Genomic DNA, 16381 nt, shown 5'->3' with positions numbered 1-16381 from the left:
AACGAGCGTCCGTCGTACAACCGCGGCGAGCGGACCGAGCGTCCCGCGTACAACCGCGGAGAGAACCGTCCGGACCGTAACGAGCGTCCTGCCTACAACCGTGGCGAGCGCACTGAGCGTCCCGCGTACAACCGTGGCGAGAACCGCCCCGAGCGTACCGAGCGTCCCGCCTACAACAGCGGCCGCCCCACGTTCACTCGCGGGGAGCGCATCGAGCGCCCGTCGACCGGCCGCACCTCCACCGGTCGCGATGACCGCCAGCAGCGTTCCTTCAGCGATCGCCCCGAGCGCGGCTCGTACAACCGCGACGACCGTGGGCCCCGCAGGGACTTCGGCTCCGACCGTCCCCGTCGCGATGCCGGCGAGAAGAACTTCTACCCGAACCGCGATGCCAACGGCAACTTCACGCCCGAGGACGACGTCGTGCTCGAGCGTCTCGAAGCGCAGGCGACCCTCGCGACCGACGTCGTCGGCGTGAGCTTCTCCGACCTCGGCCTCGGTGGCAACATCGTCGCCGCGCTGGCCGCCCTCGGCGCTCCGAGCCCGTTCCCGATCCAGGCAGCGACCATTCCCGATGTGATCGCCGGCCGGGACGTCCTTGGCCGTGGCCGCACCGGATCAGGCAAGACCATCGCCTTCGGTGCGCCGCTCGTCGAGAAGCTGATGGAGAACGGCGGAGGCAAGAAGCGCGCCATGGGCCGCAAGCCCCGCGCCCTCATCCTCGCTCCGACCCGTGAGCTCGCTCTTCAGATCGACCGCACCGTTCAGCCGATCGCCCGCAGCGTCGGCCTGTTCACCACGCAGATCTACGGCGGTGTTCCGCAGGCTCGCCAGGTCGGCGCCCTCCAGCGCGGCGTCGACATCATCGTCGGTACCCCCGGCCGCATCGAAGACCTCATCGAGCAGGGTCGTCTCGACCTCTCAGAGGTGACGGTCACCGTCCTCGACGAAGCCGACCACATGTGCGACCTCGGCTTCCTCGAGCCGGTCCAGCGCATCCTCCGCCTCACGGCTCCCCGTGGGCAGAAGCTGCTCTTCTCGGCAACCCTCGACAAGGGCGTTGCATCGCTCGTCAAGGAGTTCCTGCCGAACCCGTCGGTGCACGAGGTCGCCGGTGAAGACCAGGCCTCGGCAACGATCGACCACCGCGTCCTCGTCGTCGAGCACCGCGACAAGGACCGCCTCATCGAGGAACTCGCGAACCGCGACGAGAAGACCCTGATCTTCTCGCGTACCCGTGCGTACGCCGAGCGTCTCGCTGACCAGCTGGAGGATGCAGGCATCCGTGCTGTCTCTCTCCACGGTGACCTCAACCAGGCCCGTCGTACCCGCAACCTCGCGCAGCTCACCTCCGGGCGAGTGAATGTGCTGGTCGCGACCGACGTCGCCGCGCGTGGCATCCACGTCGATGACATCACCCTGGTCATCCAGGCCGACGCGCCAGACGAGTACAAGACCTACCTGCACCGTTCAGGCCGTACCGGCCGCGCCGGCAAGGAAGGGATGGTCGTCACGCTCATTCCGAAGGCACGCCAGCGCCGGATGACCGACCTCCTCGGCCGCGCCGAGATCGAGGCGGACTATGTCAACGCTCGCCCGGGCGACGAGATCGTCGAAGAGATCGCCGGTCGCATGACCAACGCGAAGCTCACGCGATAACACCTGCTGTACCGGAACACCCGTTCCGGACGAACTCACCCGCTGTGCCGGGTGGTCTCGTCCGGAGCGGGTGTTTTCGTTAACCGGACGGTCCGGGTCGCGGCCTCAGAACAGCATCGGCTGCTCGGTTGCCGGCAGGATGCGGGCGCCCGTCGAGCCGTCGTCGCTGGCAAAGGCGACCCGCTCGCCATCGTCGTTGCGGAGCATCCCGAGCGCTTTCGATCGGATGCCGCCCGTCGATGGGTCCTCGCGTCCCCGCTCCAGCCCGTGGGCGCGGATGAGCGGCGAGATGCGGTCGGCGAGCCACTTCCGGTACTCCTTCGGGGCGTACTGGCCGCGGGAGTACAGCTCGGTGTACTTCGGGACAAGTTCCGGATGCTGTCGCTCCAGCCAGTGCATGAACCACGGCTTCACTCCCGGCTTGAGGTACAGCGAGGTGAAGAGCACGCTCGTGCCGCCCGCCTCTCTCACCCGCCGCAGTGCCTCATCGAGGTGCGCTTTGGTGTCGGTGAGGTACGGCAGGATCGGCATGAGGAAGACGCTGCAGTCGAGCCCGGCGTTGCGCACGGCGGTCACGGTCGCGAGCCGGGCCTTCGCCGATGGGGTACCCGGCTCGATCGACTTCTGCAGTTCGTCGTCGTAGATGGCGATCGACATCGCCAGGTCGACCGGGACCGTCCGGGCGACCTCGGCGAGCAGCGGCAGGTCACGCCGGAGCAGCGTGCCCTTCGTCAGGATCGACAGGGGAGTGCCCGACCGGGCGAGCGCCTCGATGATGCCGGGCATGAGACTGTACTTGCCCTCGGCGCGCTGGTACGGGTCGGTGTTGGTTCCGAGCGCGACCGGATACCGGCCCCAGCTCGGCCTGACGACCTCTTTGGCAAGTACATCGGCCACGTTGATCTTCACGACCACCTGGTTGTCGAAGTCGTCGCCGGCGTTGAAATCGAGGTATGTGTGAGTCGGGCGGGCGAAGCAATTGTGGCTGATCACACCATTGGCGATGAAGTCACCCGTGCCCGTAGTGATGTCGATCATGTCGATTTCGGTGCCAAGGTCCTCGATCGAGACGACCTGAAGTTCCGCGTCCGACGTCACCTCGCTGCCGGTCATGGACGTCGGTTCGAGTTCGGTGAGACCCGCGCGGCCGAGCCCGGCGAGTCCCGTCGACGTCGTCAGGTACGGACGCTGTGTCCCGTTTGTCGCCCGGTGCACATACTTCCAGCCACGCTCCGTGAGGAAACGATGATCCCCACTCGCGACAATTTCGGTGCCGTCAGCGAGCGTCAGGCGGTATGCCCGCTTGAATGTAGACCATGAGGCGAGGACGGTCGTCGCGACGTAGTGGCGGTACTTCCCGTCGGACTCCGTGCCCATGATCGCGTCGCCGACTTCTACTGACTTCAGCGGTTTTTGCCGCCCATCCGCCATGAGGATCAGGGTGTCAGGATCGAGGCAGTAGGCGCAGGCATGGCTGCAGCCACGGTACGGATTGATCGTCCATCCGAACGGCATTTGCGACTGCCGGGGCACCCGGTTGAGCGCAGACTTGGCCAGCACCTCGTGAAAGGTGACCCCGGCGAACTCGGGCGTCGAAACGCTCCGCACGAGGTTGTTGAGCTTCGCAAGACCCGGCAGCGCCGACGGCTCTTCGGTGCCCAGCTGTTGTGCATCCCATCGCATCTCTTCATTAGAACATAGATTCGAACAGGCGGCACCGATCTGTGGACAAACTCCCCCTTGAATTCTGTGGAGAGCGGCGTACCATTTTCCATACGAAGCGCACCTTTGAAGCGAAGGCCCCGCAGGGTTTCACACGAAGCCCCGCGGGGCCTTCGCCGTGCGCGCGGCAATTCTTCCGAGCGGGATCACCCGAGTTGGGCCGCCAGCACGAGAAGCCCTGCGCCGCACAACCAGAACAGCCCGACGAAGACTCCATCCCGCACCTGCAGCGGCAGCAGATGGCGTTCCGTGCGGGACTCGTGGGCGCCGAAGGCTCGCGAATCCATCGCGAACGAGACGCGCTCGGCGTGCCGGATCGCCCCGGCGAGCAGCGGAACGACGTACCCAAGAGCACGACGGATGCCGGCGACCGGCCCGCGTCCTCCCGATACTCCCCGCACACGATGAGCCTGCCGGATCAGGTCGAGGTCGTGGCGAAACCGCGGCACGAAACGGTATGCGGCCAGAGCCGTGTAGCCCACCCGGTACGGGACCCGGAGGTGCTCGACTGATGCGCGGACGAGATCGGGACCGGTCGTGGTCAACCCGGGAATGAGCGCGAGCGCGAGCACGGCACCGAGCCGCAGCGCCGTCGCGAGGCCGATCAGCCACGCGCCCCGGAAGAACCGGAACTCGCCGAGCTGGAAGACGAGCGGCGTCGTGTCGACGCGCGAGGCATCCGTCCACAGCCCGAAGCTCAGTGACAACACGAACACGACGGCGGGCAGGCCCGCAACGAGAAGGAGAAGTGTGCGCCAGGAAAGCCGGGCTCCGATGAGGATCGTGACCATCGCAAGGATGAGGAACAGGAAAGGAGTCCACACGTCGCGCACGAGCAGCAACCACAGCATGAACGGCAGCACGGCGGCGAGCTTCGCCAGCGGATTCAGCCTGGAGAGAAAGTATCTGGGCGCGCCCGTTGTCAGTGCAAACGGGTCGCTCATGCCAGTCCTCCCGGGAGGTCGGCGATGCGCGTGATCGATTGCCATTCGGGATGACGGGTGACGCCGCGGAGCGCCCTGGCAAGTGGCGGCGGGCGGAGTCCAGCGCGGGCGATGAGCTCGGAATCGCCGAGGATCTCGGCCGTCGGCCCGTACGCCAGCAGCCTGCCCGCCGCAAGAACGGCGACCGACGTTGCATGCTCGGCGACGAGCTGCAGGTCGTGGGTAGCGGTGACGATGGTCCGTCCCGCTCGGTTGAGCTCTGACAGCAGGCCGAGCAGTTCGTCGGCCCGTTCCCGATCCTGGCCGAACGTCGGCTCGTCAAGCACAAGGACAGGAGCCCCGGTGACGAGAACGGTGCCGACCGAGAGCCGGCGCTTTTGCCCACCAGAGAGGAGGAAAGGGTGAACGTCCCGCAGGTCGGCGAGCCCGAATCGTTCGAGCATGGCACTCACCGTCGCTTCGATCTCGGCTGTCGGCGGTGACGGGTGTCGTCCGGCTCCACGGAGGCCCCGGGAAAGCTCGCTCTCCACCGTGTTCTCGACGAACTGGTGCTCGGGGTTCTGGAATACGAACCCGACGTGCGCGGCAAGAGCCCGAACGTCCGTCGTCGCCGGGTCCAGCCCGCCGACACGAACTCGTCCCCGCGGCGGCGGGACGACCCCGGCGATCGCCTGCACGAGCGTCGTCTTGCCTGCCCCGTTCGTCCCGATCACCGCGGTGAAGTCGCCGTCCGGGATGTCGAGCGAGACGTCATCCAGCACCCGCTTCTTACCGCGCGTCACCGAGAGCTGCCGCACCGCGACCGCCGGTACCTGACTCCGCACGCGGGGGACAGGCGAGGGGAGAGCGGGAAGAGAGCGGATGCCGTCGAGCGCCTCCGAAAGTTCGCCACCGGTGAGGGGGAGGCGAGCAAATTCCACCCCGACCCGGCGCAGCCGCAACGCCGCGAGCGTTGCGACGGGCAGCCAGACTCCGTGCGCCGCAACCTCCTCGGCGCGATCGGCGAGCACCTCCCGCGTCGATCCGTCGATGGCGATGCGGCCCTGCCGGTCGAGCACGATCACCCGGTCGACGAGGTCGATTGCGGCGTCGAGGTTGTGCTCGATCAAAAGAATCGACAGGTGTGACGAGCGAGTGAGCTCGCGGAGGACGGCGTAGACCTCGTCGATTCCCGCCGGATCGAGGTTGGCGGTCGGCTCATCCAGAACGAGAAGCGGTGATCTCATCGCGAGGGCGCATGCAATGCTGAGCCGTTGACGCCCACCGCCGGAGAGGACATCGGGGTTGTCTGCCCGCCGCTCCCACAGGCCTACAGCGCGCAGGGCCTCTTCCGCCCGTGCGAGCACCACCTCGACGGGAAGCAGCAGGTTCTCTGGACCGAAGCACACCTCGTCGAGCAGCGATCCGGTCACGATCTGGGCATCCGGGTCCTGAAACACCATCGCGACCTTCTCGGAGAGCCGCGCCACCGTGGCATCCGCCGTATCGATCCCGCCGGTGAGAACCGAGCCGGTCAGTCGCGCCGGAACCGCGTGCGGAATGAGCCCGTTGAGAGCGAGCGCGAGGGTCGACTTGCCACATCCCGATGGCCCAAGCAGAAGAGTGACGTCGCCGGGTGCGATGTCGAAAGAAACGCCGTCAGGGGTATGGCGTTGGCGTCGATCGTGACGGATGCGCACATCGCGCACGCTCACGGGGACCTCGATTCGGGAGTCCATCCCGGTCAGCAGCTCACGCCGCGACCATCAGCGCATTCGTCATTTCCCTGCGGCCCGCGCGGCGGTCGATCTCGAGCTGGAGGCCACGCGCAACGCCTGTTCTGTCGAGCCGGTCCGCGATGATCCGGCCCAGCCAGGTCACGACAACGGGGCTGATCGCGAACAGGGCGAAGTAGAGCAGGTTGGCCCAGCCGGTGAAGTGTTCGAGCCCGATGAAGACGAAGACCCCGAGGCCAAAGAGAAGGCCGGCCACTGCCGCAGCGAGGTAGAAGATCCACGCCCGCCAGTAGCGGTAGCGGGTGACGAGGAACGGCAGCTCCTGGAGCAGGCCGATGGCGAGTCCCGCTCCGAGGTAACGGAAGAACCACTGCGGGCTGAACGCAGCGGCGACGAGCCCGGCGAACAGGCCGGTGAGGAGGGCGACGCCGCCGCGACGGAGCAGCGATTGGGCGATGACCCCGGGGAAGAAGTAGATGCCGACGAGTGAACCGTACAGAATCGGCAGCGTGGCAGCCAGAAGTCCCTGGATGTAGCCACTTGCTACGAACACCAGTCCGCCCCCGACACCGATCGCCGCGCAGGTGAGAAGGAGCCGGGTGCTGCTGTTTCGCATGGTCGCCCTCTACTGGAATGACGGGGATCGGGGAGCCGGATCCTCTTCTCAATTTAGCTGAGGCTAGCCTTAACTGCTAATGCCAGTCGGCCACCGATCCGGGACGGCGTCGGCTCCGAAGTACAGTGGAATACGACGGGAGAATTTTCATGCGAGAACGACGGACGCGGGTGGTGCGCGGCTTGACCGCCGCCGCCGTTTCGACGTTCGCCGCCGCGTTCTCGCACGGTGCGGCTGCCGGGACGGCACCGAGCGTTGTGGCGCTCGCCGTGGCATCCGTTCTCGCTGTCACCGTGTGCATCGCCCTCGCCGGGCGGGTCACGGTGTTGCGTCTCGCCCTCGCCGTCGTGCTCAGCCAGGGCGGCTTCCACGCGCTCTTCGCCGCGTTGCCGTCGAGCTCAGGCGCGGCGACGATGGCGGGACACCACGGCATGGTGTCGCTCGCCACGGATGCCTCGGCACATCTTCACGCGGGCGAGGACGCCGCGATGTGGCTGGCCCACGCCGCGGCAGCGCTCGTCACCGTTCTCGTGCTCCATCACGGTGAGCGGGTGCTCCTCCAGTTTGCGATCACTCTTCTCCTTCCGCTTCGCTCGGTTCTCGCATCGATCAGCCCATTGCTCGTGGCGAGCGCGCCCCCGGCCGGACCAGGCTGGCCGCCCGTCCGCGGCGTGCCGACGGCGCTGCTGCCATCGACGGCAAGCCGCAGGGGCCCGCCGCTCGGCGCACCCGCCTTTTCCTGACGGCCGCTCCCGGCCCCGAATCTCCCGGCTCCCGGTGCCCCAGTGCCCAAAATCGCCGCATTCTCTTTCCCTTCTTTCGCAAGGATTTTTTTCGCATGACTCATTCCCGTACCCGACTGGCAGTGACCGGCATCCTCGCCGGCTCCGCCCTCGCTCTCACCGTTCCTCTCGCCGCGTCCGCGCACGTCAACGTCACGCCGACGTCGTCGACCTCGCCGAGCCGATCACGGACGCTCACGGCAACTCGCTCGTGCAGCGGGTGGGAGAGGTCGTTTACACGGCCACGACGCCCCTCGAGGACGGGTTCCGCGACACCGTGACCCTGCAGCTCACCCTTCCCGCCGAGGCGGAAGGCACCGCCATCGCCTTCCCCGTTCTCCAGACCTGTGAAGCCGGGGAAACGAACTGGAGCGAGATCGCTGCGGACGGTCAGGACTCCCATGATCTCGCCGCGCCTGCTCCGACCATCGACGTGACCGCGGCCGAGGACGACCATTCAGCGGATGCGGTCGGCGTCGATCTCGCCGCCGGACCGACGGCATCCGGTACCGCAGTACAGTCGGAACCAGATCTGGTCGCCAGAAGCCTCGGTCTCGGCGGCCTTGCCGTCGGGCTCGCGGGCATCGTCGTCGCGATCCTCTCCCGCCGCCGTCCCGCCGCGGACGCACACTCGAAAGGTTCGAACGTATGAAGCTCCGCACACTGAGCGGCATCGGCGCCATCGCCGGAATCGCCCTGGCGACCCTCGTCGGCCTCGCACCGGCGAACGCCCACAACGCGTTCGTGTCGTCGTCGCCGGCGAGCGGAGATGTGGTGACCGAGCAGCCGGGAACCGTCGTGATCACGACGAGTGACGCGCTGCTCGACTCGGGCCTCGACAGCCCCACCACGTTCCTGCAGGTGCGCGGCCCCGGGGCCGAGGAGCTTTACTACGGTGACGGCTGCGCCACCGTCGACGGCGCGAGCATCACCATGCCGGTGTCCCTCGGCGAACCGGGCGACTACACGATCGCCTGGGGGGTCGTGTCGGCCGACGGTCACCCGATCACGAGCGCAGACAGCGGTGGCGACATTGTCTTCACCTGGCAGCCTGCGGAGGGCCAGGAACTGGGCGACGGATTCCCGGTTCCACCGACCTGTGGTGAGGCGCCGGCGGCATCCGAATCTCCGGTGCCGGACGAAGCCGCGCCTGCACCCGCTCCGGATGCAACGGATGAGGCGTCGACCACACCGGCCGCCGACACTGAGAACGCGTCGACCACGGCAGCGTCGGACATCGTATGGATCGGTGTCGCACTCGGCGCTCTCGTTCTCGCCGCCATCGTCGTGTTCGTCATTCTCCGCCTTCGCCGTCCTGCAACAGAGGCAGACGCGACCGACGACGAACCGGCGAACCCGACCGCGTAGTCCGGCACCGCAGAAACCGGCCGCTCCCGTTGCTCGGGGCGGCCGGTTTTTTCGTGCGTCGCCACTTGTGGAATTCGCCCGTTGTCAGCGGTGCAAGCTATCGTTCGTCAGGTGACAACCGCCCTGCCGCCCACCCCGACCGCTCTGCGCCCCACCGCGAGTGAGGTGCTGTCGCGCGTGTTCGGTTTCGACTCGTTCCGCGGAGAGCAGGAGGCGATCGTCGACCAGGTCGTCGCGGGCGGTGACGCCGTCGTGCTCATGCCGACCGGAGGCGGTAAGAGCCTCTGCTACCAGGTTCCGTCCATCGTCCGTGAAGGCACTGGCGTCGTCATCTCTCCGCTCATCGCCCTCATGCAGGATCAGGTCGACGCGCTGCTTGCCGTCGGAGTGAGTGCAGCCTTCCTCAACTCGACGCAGTCAGCCGAGGAGCGCGACCGGGTGGAGCGCGCCTACCTCGCAGGCGAGCTCGACCTTCTCTACGTCGCGCCGGAGCGGCTCGGCTCTGAGTCGACCAAACGTTTCCTCGCCAATGGAAGGATCGCCCTGTTCGCGATCGACGAGGCGCACTGTGTCTCGCAGTGGGGGCACGACTTCCGTCCCGACTACCTCAGCCTCGGTGACCTCGCGGAGCGCTGGCCGGACGTTCCCCGGATCGCCCTCACCGCAACGGCGACGGATGCCACGCACCGCGAGATCACGGATCGGCTGCACCTGTCGAAGGCCAGGCATTTCGTCGCGAGCTTCGACCGTCCGAACATCCAGTACCGGATCGTCCCGAAGAACGAACCCCGCAAGCAGCTCGTCGACTTCATCCGTAAAGAAGGAGCGGGGCAGGCAGGTATCGTCTACGCCCTCAGCCGGAACACCGTGGAGAAGACCGCTGCGCACCTCCAGGCGAACGGGATAACGGCGCTGCCGTACCACGCCGGACTCGACGCTTCGCTGCGCCAGCGCACCCAGTCCAGGTTCCTGCGCGAAGACGGGATCGTCATCGTCGCGACCATCGCCTTCGGGATGGGCATCGACAAACCCGACGTCCGGTTCGTCGCGCACATCGACCTGCCCAAGAGCGTCGAAGGCTACTACCAGGAGACCGGTCGAGCGGGACGCGACGGAGAAGCATCCGTCGCCTGGCTTGCCTACGGGCTGCAGGATGTCGTTCAGCTGCGCCGGATGATCGATGAATCGCCCGGCGACCTCGCGCACCGGCGCCGGATGGCCGCGCACCTCGACGCGATGCTCGCCCTGTGTGAAACGGTGGAGTGCCGCAGACGCAACCTGCTCAGTTACTTCGGCCAGCCCTCCGAACCGTGCGGCAACTGCGACACCTGCCTCGACCCTCCGGCGGTGTGGGACGGGACGATTCCGGCGCAGAAGCTGCTGTCGACGATCGTGCGACTCAAGCGGGAGCGCAACCAGGAGTTCGGCGCCGGGCACCTTATCGACATCCTCAGGGGCAAGACGACGGCGCGCACCTCCCAGCACTCACACGAGACGATCGCGACGTGGGGGATCGGCGCGGACCTGAGCGAACAGCAGTGGCGCGGGGTCGTGCGCCAGCTGCTCGCCAAACGGCTGCTCGCCACCCGCGGCGAATACGGAACGCTCGGGCTCACCGAGTCGAGCGCAGAGGTACTCTCCGGGTCGATGCCCGTTCCGATGCGGACCGAACCGGAACGTCGAGCGTCGTCCGGGTCGGCGCGAAGGGCCGCCGTCGCGGACCTGGCACCCGCAGACCTGGAGCTGTTCGAGGCGCTGCGTGCCTGGCGTGCTTCCGAAGCGAAAGAGCAGGGCGTTCCCGCGTACATCGTCTTCGGGGATGCCACGCTGCGCGAGATCGCCACCGCGCGCCCCGCAACCGTGGAGGACCTCGCCGGCATCAGCGGGATCGGCGAGAAGAAGCGCTCGAGCTACGGCGCTGCCCTTCTCGAGGTCGTCGCCGCCGCGTAGCGGGCACGAGAAAGGCGCTGTGCCGACCAGGGGTCAGCACAGCGCCTGCGTGTGTGTGAGGTTTAGCCCTTCCGGGCCTTGTCCTCGCCCTTCGCCCTTTTGTCGGCGCGCTTCTCCTTGAGGGACTTCGCGGGTTCCTTCTTCGCAGAGTTCTTCTGGGGTGACTTACTAGGCATCCGTTACTCCTTTGACCTGCCGGGCTGTACCGACGTTGTTCCTCGACCATACGCTGTTATTCACGACGGTGGTGGGGCGCGGCGCAATCGCTCGTTCCGGGTGGCCCGGGTCTGGCCGCCTTTGTGGACAGTAGCTGTAAATACGGGTCCGCCCCTGTAGGTTTCCGCAACCGGGTCCGGCCCGTCGCCGGGGGCGTTTGTAGCCCGGGGACGGGGTATTTCTTCGGTGCGGGGAACACTCGTACCGTGGAGGAACACGTGCTTGAAGACATCAAAGACGAAGGAATTCCCATGGTTGACACCACCATCAGGACCGCTGACGCGGTCGACGACGGCATCCTCGACGACCACGCCGCTGAGGGGATCCGGATCGACACGGAGGAGCTGAGCGAGAAGCTTCTCGGGAGCTGGCCCGAGCAGAGGCGCGCGGCGCGGCGGCTCTCCGCCCGCCCCGAATTCCACCGTATCGAGGGACAGAATCTCGCCGAGCACCGTGAGCGGGTATTCGGCCAGCTCAAGCTTCTCGTCGAGAATGGCCAGGTTCACCGGGCGTTCCCCAAGCACCTCGGCGGCATGGACGATCACGGTGGCAACATCGCGGGTTTCGAAGAGCTCGTCACGGCCGACCCGTCGCTCCAGATCAAGGCCGGCGTGCAGTGGGGCCTGTTCGGGTCCGCCGTCGTGCACCTCGGAACGAAGGAGCACCACGACAAGTGGCTCCCCGGCATCATGAGCCTCGACATCCCCGGCGCATTTGCGATGACCGAGATCGGGCACGGCTCAGACGTCGCGTCGATCGCAACGACCGCGACCTACGATGCCGACACCGAAGAGTTCGTCATTCACACGCCGTTCCGCGCCGCCTGGAAGGACTACCTCGGCAACGCCGCCGTCCACGGCAAGGCCGCGACCCTGTTCGCGCAGCTCATCACCAACGGTGTCAACCACGGTGTGCATTGCTTCTACGTGCCGATCCGCGACGAGGACGGCAACTTCCTGCCAGGGGTCGGCGGCGAAGACGACGGCATCAAGGGCGGTCTCAACGGCATCGACAACGGCCGCCTTCACTTCACCGACGTGCGGATCCCGCGCACCAATCTGCTCAACCGGTACGGCGACGTCGCTGCTGACGGCACATACTCGTCACCGATCGCGAGCCCGGGCCGCCGCTTCTTCACCATGCTCGGCACCCTCGTCCAGGGACGTGTGTCGCTCGACGGAGCAGCCGTCGCGGCATCCGCTCTCGCCCTTCAGATCGCGATCACCTACGGGAGCCAGCGTCGGCAGTTCAACGCGGCGAGCGATGTGCAGGAAGAAGTGATCCTCGACTACCAGCGCCACCAGCGCCGGCTGCTGCCGAAGCTCGCAACGACCTACGCGCAGAACTTCGCGCACGACCAGTTGCTCGTCAAGTTCGACGGTGTGTTCAGCGGCAAGCGCGACACCGACGACGACCGGCAGGACCTCGAGACGCTCGCCGCTGCACTGAAGTCGCTGTCGACGTGGCACGCTCTCGACACCCTGCAGGAAGCACGTGAAGCCTGCGGCGGCGCCGGTTTCATGGTGGGCAACCGCTTCACGAGCCTCCGCGCCGATCTCGACGTGTACGTCACGTTCGAGGGTGACAACAACGTCCTGCTGCAACTCGTGGGAAAGCGACTCCTCGGCGACTACGGCAAGCGGTTCAAGGGTGCGGATGCCACGACGCTCGCCAAATTCGCGGCCGAGCAGGCCCGTGGAAAGGTTGTCCACGGCACCGGGCTGCGGTCCCTCGCCCAGACGGTGGCGGACTTCGGTTCGACCGCCCGCTCCGTCGGCCGCCTTCAGGACGAAGACGCTCAGCGCGAGCTGCTGACCGACCGGGTCGAGAGCATGGTCGGCGCGATCGCCGGCCGCCTCCGTGCCGCGAGCAAGCTGTCGAAGGCCGAGGCTGCTGCGCTGTTCAACGCGAACCAGAACGAGCTCATCGAAGCTGCCCGTGCGCACGCCGAACTGCTCCAGTGGGAAGCGTTCACCGAGGCGCTCGCGTCGATCACCGACCCGGGAACGAAGAAGGTGCTGACCTGGCTTCGCGACCTGTTCGGGTTCGAACTGATCGAAAAGCACGCGGCCTGGTACCTCATCAACGGTCGGATGTCCGGGCAGCGTGTCCAGTCGGTCACGGCATACATCGACCGGCTGCTGACCCGCCTGCGCCCCCACGCTGTCGACCTCGTCGAAGCATTCGGCTACACGCCGGACCACCTGCGGGCGCCGATCGCAACGGGCATCGAAGCCGAGCGGCAGGACGAAGCGGCGGCATACTTCGCTTCCCTCCGCGCATCCGGTGACATGCCGATCGACGAGAAGACGGCGAAGTCGTCGTTCGACGCGCTGAACCACAAGAAGTAACGCAGCGCACGCGACACGGCGGCGGTTCCTCACGGGAGCCGCCGCCGTTTTCTGTGCTCCGGGACCGATCGGTCCGAAAGGGCCGCTCAGCGTGCGTCGGAGTCGCCCTTTCGGACTGATCGAACGGTGCTACGACCTTATGGGCCCGATCGACCCGTTGATCCGCCACAAAACGCTGCAGAAACGCACGAATCGTCACACTCGGTCGCTCGAACGGTGCGCGAACGACAGAGTGCGGCGATTCGATCGCGCGGGGAACTCAGCCCGCTGACACCGCCGCAGCGATGGCCGCCGGGATCGGAGTTTCGCCCGAGATGAGATCCCAGGAGTGACCAGCGGTCTCCGGGAACGTGAGTACAGCAGCGATGACTGCGGCGACATCCGCGCGCGGGATGGAGCTGCGCTCGGTGTGCTCGCCAAGCGTGATCATCTCGGTCGGCTCGTCGTCGGTCAGCCCGCCCGGCCTGAGGATGGTCCAGTCAAGGTCTGTGCGCCGCAACGCGTCGTCCGCATCGCGCTTCGCTTCGACGTACGCGGTCCACACCTCGTCCGCGTCCGGTGCCGGTCCGTCATCGACTCCGATCGCAGACACCTGCACGAATCGCTTCACGCCGGCCTGCTCTGCGGCAGCAGCCGCCTTCACTGACCCTTCGAAGTCGACGGTTCGCTTGCGGGCAGCCCCGGAGTTGGGCCCGGCGCCCGCGGCGAAGACGACCCCGTCCGCCCCGGTCATCGCCGGCGCGAGGTCGGCAGCGGATGCCGTCTCGACGTCGCAGACGAACGCCTCGGCTCCCAGGGATTCGATCTCTTCCCGGTGGTCGGGGTTGCGGAAAACACTCACGACGCTGTCGCCGCGGGCGACGAGCTGCTGGGTGAGGAGGCGGGCGATGGAACCATGCCCGCCGATGATGACGATACGACTCATGATCGGCCTTTCGTTCGGAGTGGGACGGGAAATCAGGACGGGCGTGTCTCGGGCGACTCCGTCTTGCGCGGGTCCGTCTCCGGGATCGAGCCAAGAGTTTCATCGATGCGCGCCAGCGTGTCGGCGTCGAGCTTCACGCCGGCGGCCTTCACGTTGTCACGCACCTGCTCCGGTCGGGACGCGCCGATGATGGCGGATGCGACGTCGTCGTTCGCAAGGACCCAGGCGATCGCGAGCTGCGCGAGAGTGAGGCCCTGTTCATCGGCGATCGGCTTGAGGTCCTGCACCGCGGTGAGGACGTCGTCGCGGAGGAAGCGCTTGACGGCATCCGCCCCGCCCTTCTCATCCGAGGCCCTGCTGCCCTCGGGCAGAGGCTGCCCCGGCAGGTACTTGCCGGTGAGGATGCCCTGGGCGACGGGCGACCAGACGATCTGAGAGATGCCGAGTTCGCGTGAGGCGGGAACGACTTCGTCCTCGATCACCCGCCACAGCATCGAGTACTGCGGCTGGTTCGAGATGAGCGAGATGCCGAGGTCCTTGGCGAGGGCGCTGCCGCGGCGGAGCTGCTCGGCATCCCACTCGGAGACCCCGATGTAGAGCGCCTTGCCCTGCCGGACGACGTCTGCGAACGCCTGCATTGTCTCCTCGAGCGGCGTTTCGTGGTCGTAGCGGTGAGCCTGGTAGAGGTCGACGTAGTCGGTGCCGAGCCGGCTCAGGGAACCGTTGATCGACTCAAGAATGTGTTTGCGGCTGAGACCCGAGTCGTTCGCACCCTTCGGGCCGGTCGGCCAGTACACCTTCGTGAAGATCTCGAGCGACTCGCGCCGCTCCGAGGCGAGCGCTTCACCGAGCACGGTTTCCGCTGCGGTGTTGGCGTAGGCATCCGCCGTGTCGAAGGTGGTGATGCCGCTCTCGAGAGCGGCTGCGACGCACTGGCGCGCCGTGTCGTTTTCGACCTGCGATCCGTGGGTGAGCCAGTTGCCGTAGGTGATTTCGGAGATCTTGAGGCCTGAGTTGCCGAGATAGCGATAGTCCATGACGCCACGCTATGCCCGATCAGCGACGGAGGCTAAAGAAGGCCGAGCGCTTGCACCTGTTCGCGTTCTGTGGCAAGTTCCGCGACCGATCGGTCGATCCGGTCGCGGGAGAACTCGTCGACGTCGAGGCCATCGACGATTCGCCAGGCCCCGTCGACGCTCTCGGCGGGGAAGGAAGACACGAGGCCGTCTGGTACGCCGTAGCTGCCGTCGCTGGGCAGCGCAACGCTCGTCCACCGTCCGCGGTGCCCGTTCACCCAATCGTGGACGTGGTCGATCGTCGCGCTGGCCGCTGAGGCCACCGAGCTCGACCCGCGCACCTCGATGATCTCCGCACCGCGGTTTGCGACCCGCGGGATGTATTCCTCGTGAACCCAGCTTTCGTCGACGAGATCCAGCACCGGCTTGCCGGACGCCGTGGCGTGCGAGAGATCCGGGTACTGCGTCGCCGAATGGTTGCCCCAGATCGTGACTCCGTCGATCTCACCGGCCGGAACGGCGAGTTTTCCGGCGAGGAGGCCAACGGCGCGGTTGTGGTCGAGCCGGGTCAGCGCGGTGAACCGCTCCCTGGGGATGTCCGGGGCGTTGGCTGCCGCGATGAGCGCGTTCGTGTTCGCCGGGTTGCCCACGACGACAACCCGGATATCGGATGCCGCTCCGGCGTTGAGTGCCGCGCCCTGCGGCCCGAAGATGGCCCCGTTGGCCGCCAGCAGGTCGGCGCGTTCCATCCCGGGGCCGCGCGGCCGGGACCCGACGAGCAGTGCGACGTTGGCGCCGTCGAATGCGGTGCCGGCGTCGTCGGTGACGGACACAGCGTCGAGGAGCGGGAACGCGGCATCCGACAATTCGAGGGCCGCGCCTTCAGCCGACCCCAGCCCGGCCGGGATCTCGAGGAGGTTGAGCCGGATTCTGGTGTCTGGTCCGAGCAGCTGGCCGGAGGCGATCCGGAAGAGCAGGGCGTAGCCGATCTGGCCTCCCGCGCCGGTCAGCGTGACGGTTGCCGTTGTTGTCGCGGTCATGGGACCTCCTCGGTAGCGGTCTGGCTCGATGGGGCACAGCATACGCGCGGCTCTGCATCGACGGGAGTACGGTCGGA

13 protein-coding genes are annotated in these 16381 nt (G+C 67.0%); 6 read left to right on the top strand and 7 right to left on the bottom strand.

The genetic code is table 11. From position 1 onward, the window contains the following. The coding region (locus tag D9V29_RS13330) for a DEAD/DEAH box helicase (RefSeq protein WP_121673816.1) at nucleotides 1-1659 on the top strand (1659 nt) is incomplete at its 5' end. Between the two features lie 105 nt (nucleotides 1660-1764). On the opposite strand, the gene D9V29_RS15000 is transcribed toward D9V29_RS13330, so the two are convergent. The 4 genes from D9V29_RS15000 to D9V29_RS13305 form a co-directional block, all read right to left on the bottom strand. After that, the gene (locus D9V29_RS15000) at nucleotides 1765-3342 is read right to left on the bottom strand and encodes an Rv2578c family radical SAM protein (RefSeq protein WP_183085024.1); all 1578 of its coding nucleotides are present in this window, start codon (nucleotides 3340-3342) and stop codon (nucleotides 1765-1767) included. Between the two features lie 185 nt (nucleotides 3343-3527). Beyond that, the gene (locus tag D9V29_RS13315; RefSeq protein ID WP_121673815.1) at nucleotides 3528-4325 is read right to left on the bottom strand and encodes an energy-coupling factor transporter transmembrane component T family protein; all 798 of its coding nucleotides are present in this window, start codon (nucleotides 4323-4325) and stop codon (nucleotides 3528-3530) included. Next, nucleotides 4322-6043, bottom strand: coding sequence for an ABC transporter ATP-binding protein (locus tag D9V29_RS13310; protein ID WP_121673814.1), 1722 nt, complete (start codon nucleotides 6041-6043; stop codon nucleotides 4322-4324). Before D9V29_RS13310 ends, D9V29_RS13315 begins: the two co-directional genes overlap by 4 nt. Nucleotides 6044-6056: 13 nt before the next feature. Continuing rightward, the gene (locus D9V29_RS13305; protein ID WP_121673813.1) at nucleotides 6057-6656 is read right to left on the bottom strand and encodes an ECF transporter S component; all 600 of its coding nucleotides are present in this window, start codon (nucleotides 6654-6656) and stop codon (nucleotides 6057-6059) included. Nucleotides 6657-6805: 149 nt separating this feature from the next. Here D9V29_RS13305 and D9V29_RS14995 point away from each other — a divergent pair, with 149 nt between their 5' ends. The 5 genes from D9V29_RS14995 (at nucleotide 6806) to D9V29_RS13280 (ending at nucleotide 13323) form a co-directional block, all read left to right on the top strand. Further along, nucleotides 6806-7399: a hypothetical protein gene (locus tag D9V29_RS14995; protein WP_183085023.1), complete on the top strand. Its 594-nt coding sequence runs from the start codon at nucleotides 6806-6808 to the stop codon at nucleotides 7397-7399. A gap of 34 nt (nucleotides 7400-7433) precedes the next feature. Further along, nucleotides 7434-8090, top strand: a complete 657-nt coding sequence (locus D9V29_RS13295) for a DUF1775 domain-containing protein (RefSeq protein WP_183085022.1) — start codon at nucleotides 7434-7436, stop codon at nucleotides 8088-8090. Continuing rightward, nucleotides 8087-8806: a copper resistance CopC family protein gene (locus D9V29_RS13290; protein WP_121673810.1), complete on the top strand. Its 720-nt coding sequence runs from the start codon at nucleotides 8087-8089 to the stop codon at nucleotides 8804-8806. The genes D9V29_RS13295 and D9V29_RS13290 overlap by 4 nt, the downstream gene beginning before the upstream one ends. Nucleotides 8807-8917: 111 nt before the next feature. Continuing rightward, nucleotides 8918-10756, top strand: a complete 1839-nt coding sequence (gene recQ / locus D9V29_RS13285; RefSeq protein WP_229790448.1) for a DNA helicase RecQ — start codon at nucleotides 8918-8920, stop codon at nucleotides 10754-10756. 467 nt (nucleotides 10757-11223) lie between these two features. Beyond that, nucleotides 11224-13323 (top strand): acyl-CoA dehydrogenase family protein, encoded by a 2100-nt coding sequence (locus tag D9V29_RS13280; RefSeq protein ID WP_121673822.1) that lies wholly within the window; start codon nucleotides 11224-11226, stop codon nucleotides 13321-13323. Between the two features lie 259 nt (nucleotides 13324-13582). On the opposite strand, the gene D9V29_RS13275 is transcribed toward D9V29_RS13280, so the two are convergent. The 3 genes from D9V29_RS13275 to D9V29_RS13265 are packed head-to-tail and all read right to left on the bottom strand — an operon-like array spanning nucleotide 13583 to nucleotide 16304. Then, nucleotides 13583-14248: an SDR family oxidoreductase gene (locus D9V29_RS13275; protein ID WP_121673808.1), complete on the bottom strand. Its 666-nt coding sequence runs from the start codon at nucleotides 14246-14248 to the stop codon at nucleotides 13583-13585. A 32-nt stretch (nucleotides 14249-14280) separates the two neighbouring features. Next, the gene (locus tag D9V29_RS13270) at nucleotides 14281-15285 is read right to left on the bottom strand and encodes an aldo/keto reductase family protein (RefSeq protein ID WP_121673807.1); all 1005 of its coding nucleotides are present in this window, start codon (nucleotides 15283-15285) and stop codon (nucleotides 14281-14283) included. Nucleotides 15286-15317: 32 nt separating this feature from the next. Continuing rightward, complete coding sequence (locus D9V29_RS13265; protein WP_121673806.1) at nucleotides 15318-16304, bottom strand: malate dehydrogenase; 987 nt, start codon at nucleotides 16302-16304, stop codon at nucleotides 15318-15320. Nucleotides 16305-16381: the final 77 nt, after the last annotated feature.

Source organism: Mycetocola manganoxydans, assembly GCF_003667545.1.
Lineage (GTDB): Bacteria > Actinomycetota > Actinomycetes > Actinomycetales > Microbacteriaceae > Mycetocola_A > Mycetocola_A manganoxydans.
The sequence above is the reverse complement of the archived record's forward strand: the minus strand, read 5'-3'. Positions and strand labels throughout refer to the sequence as shown.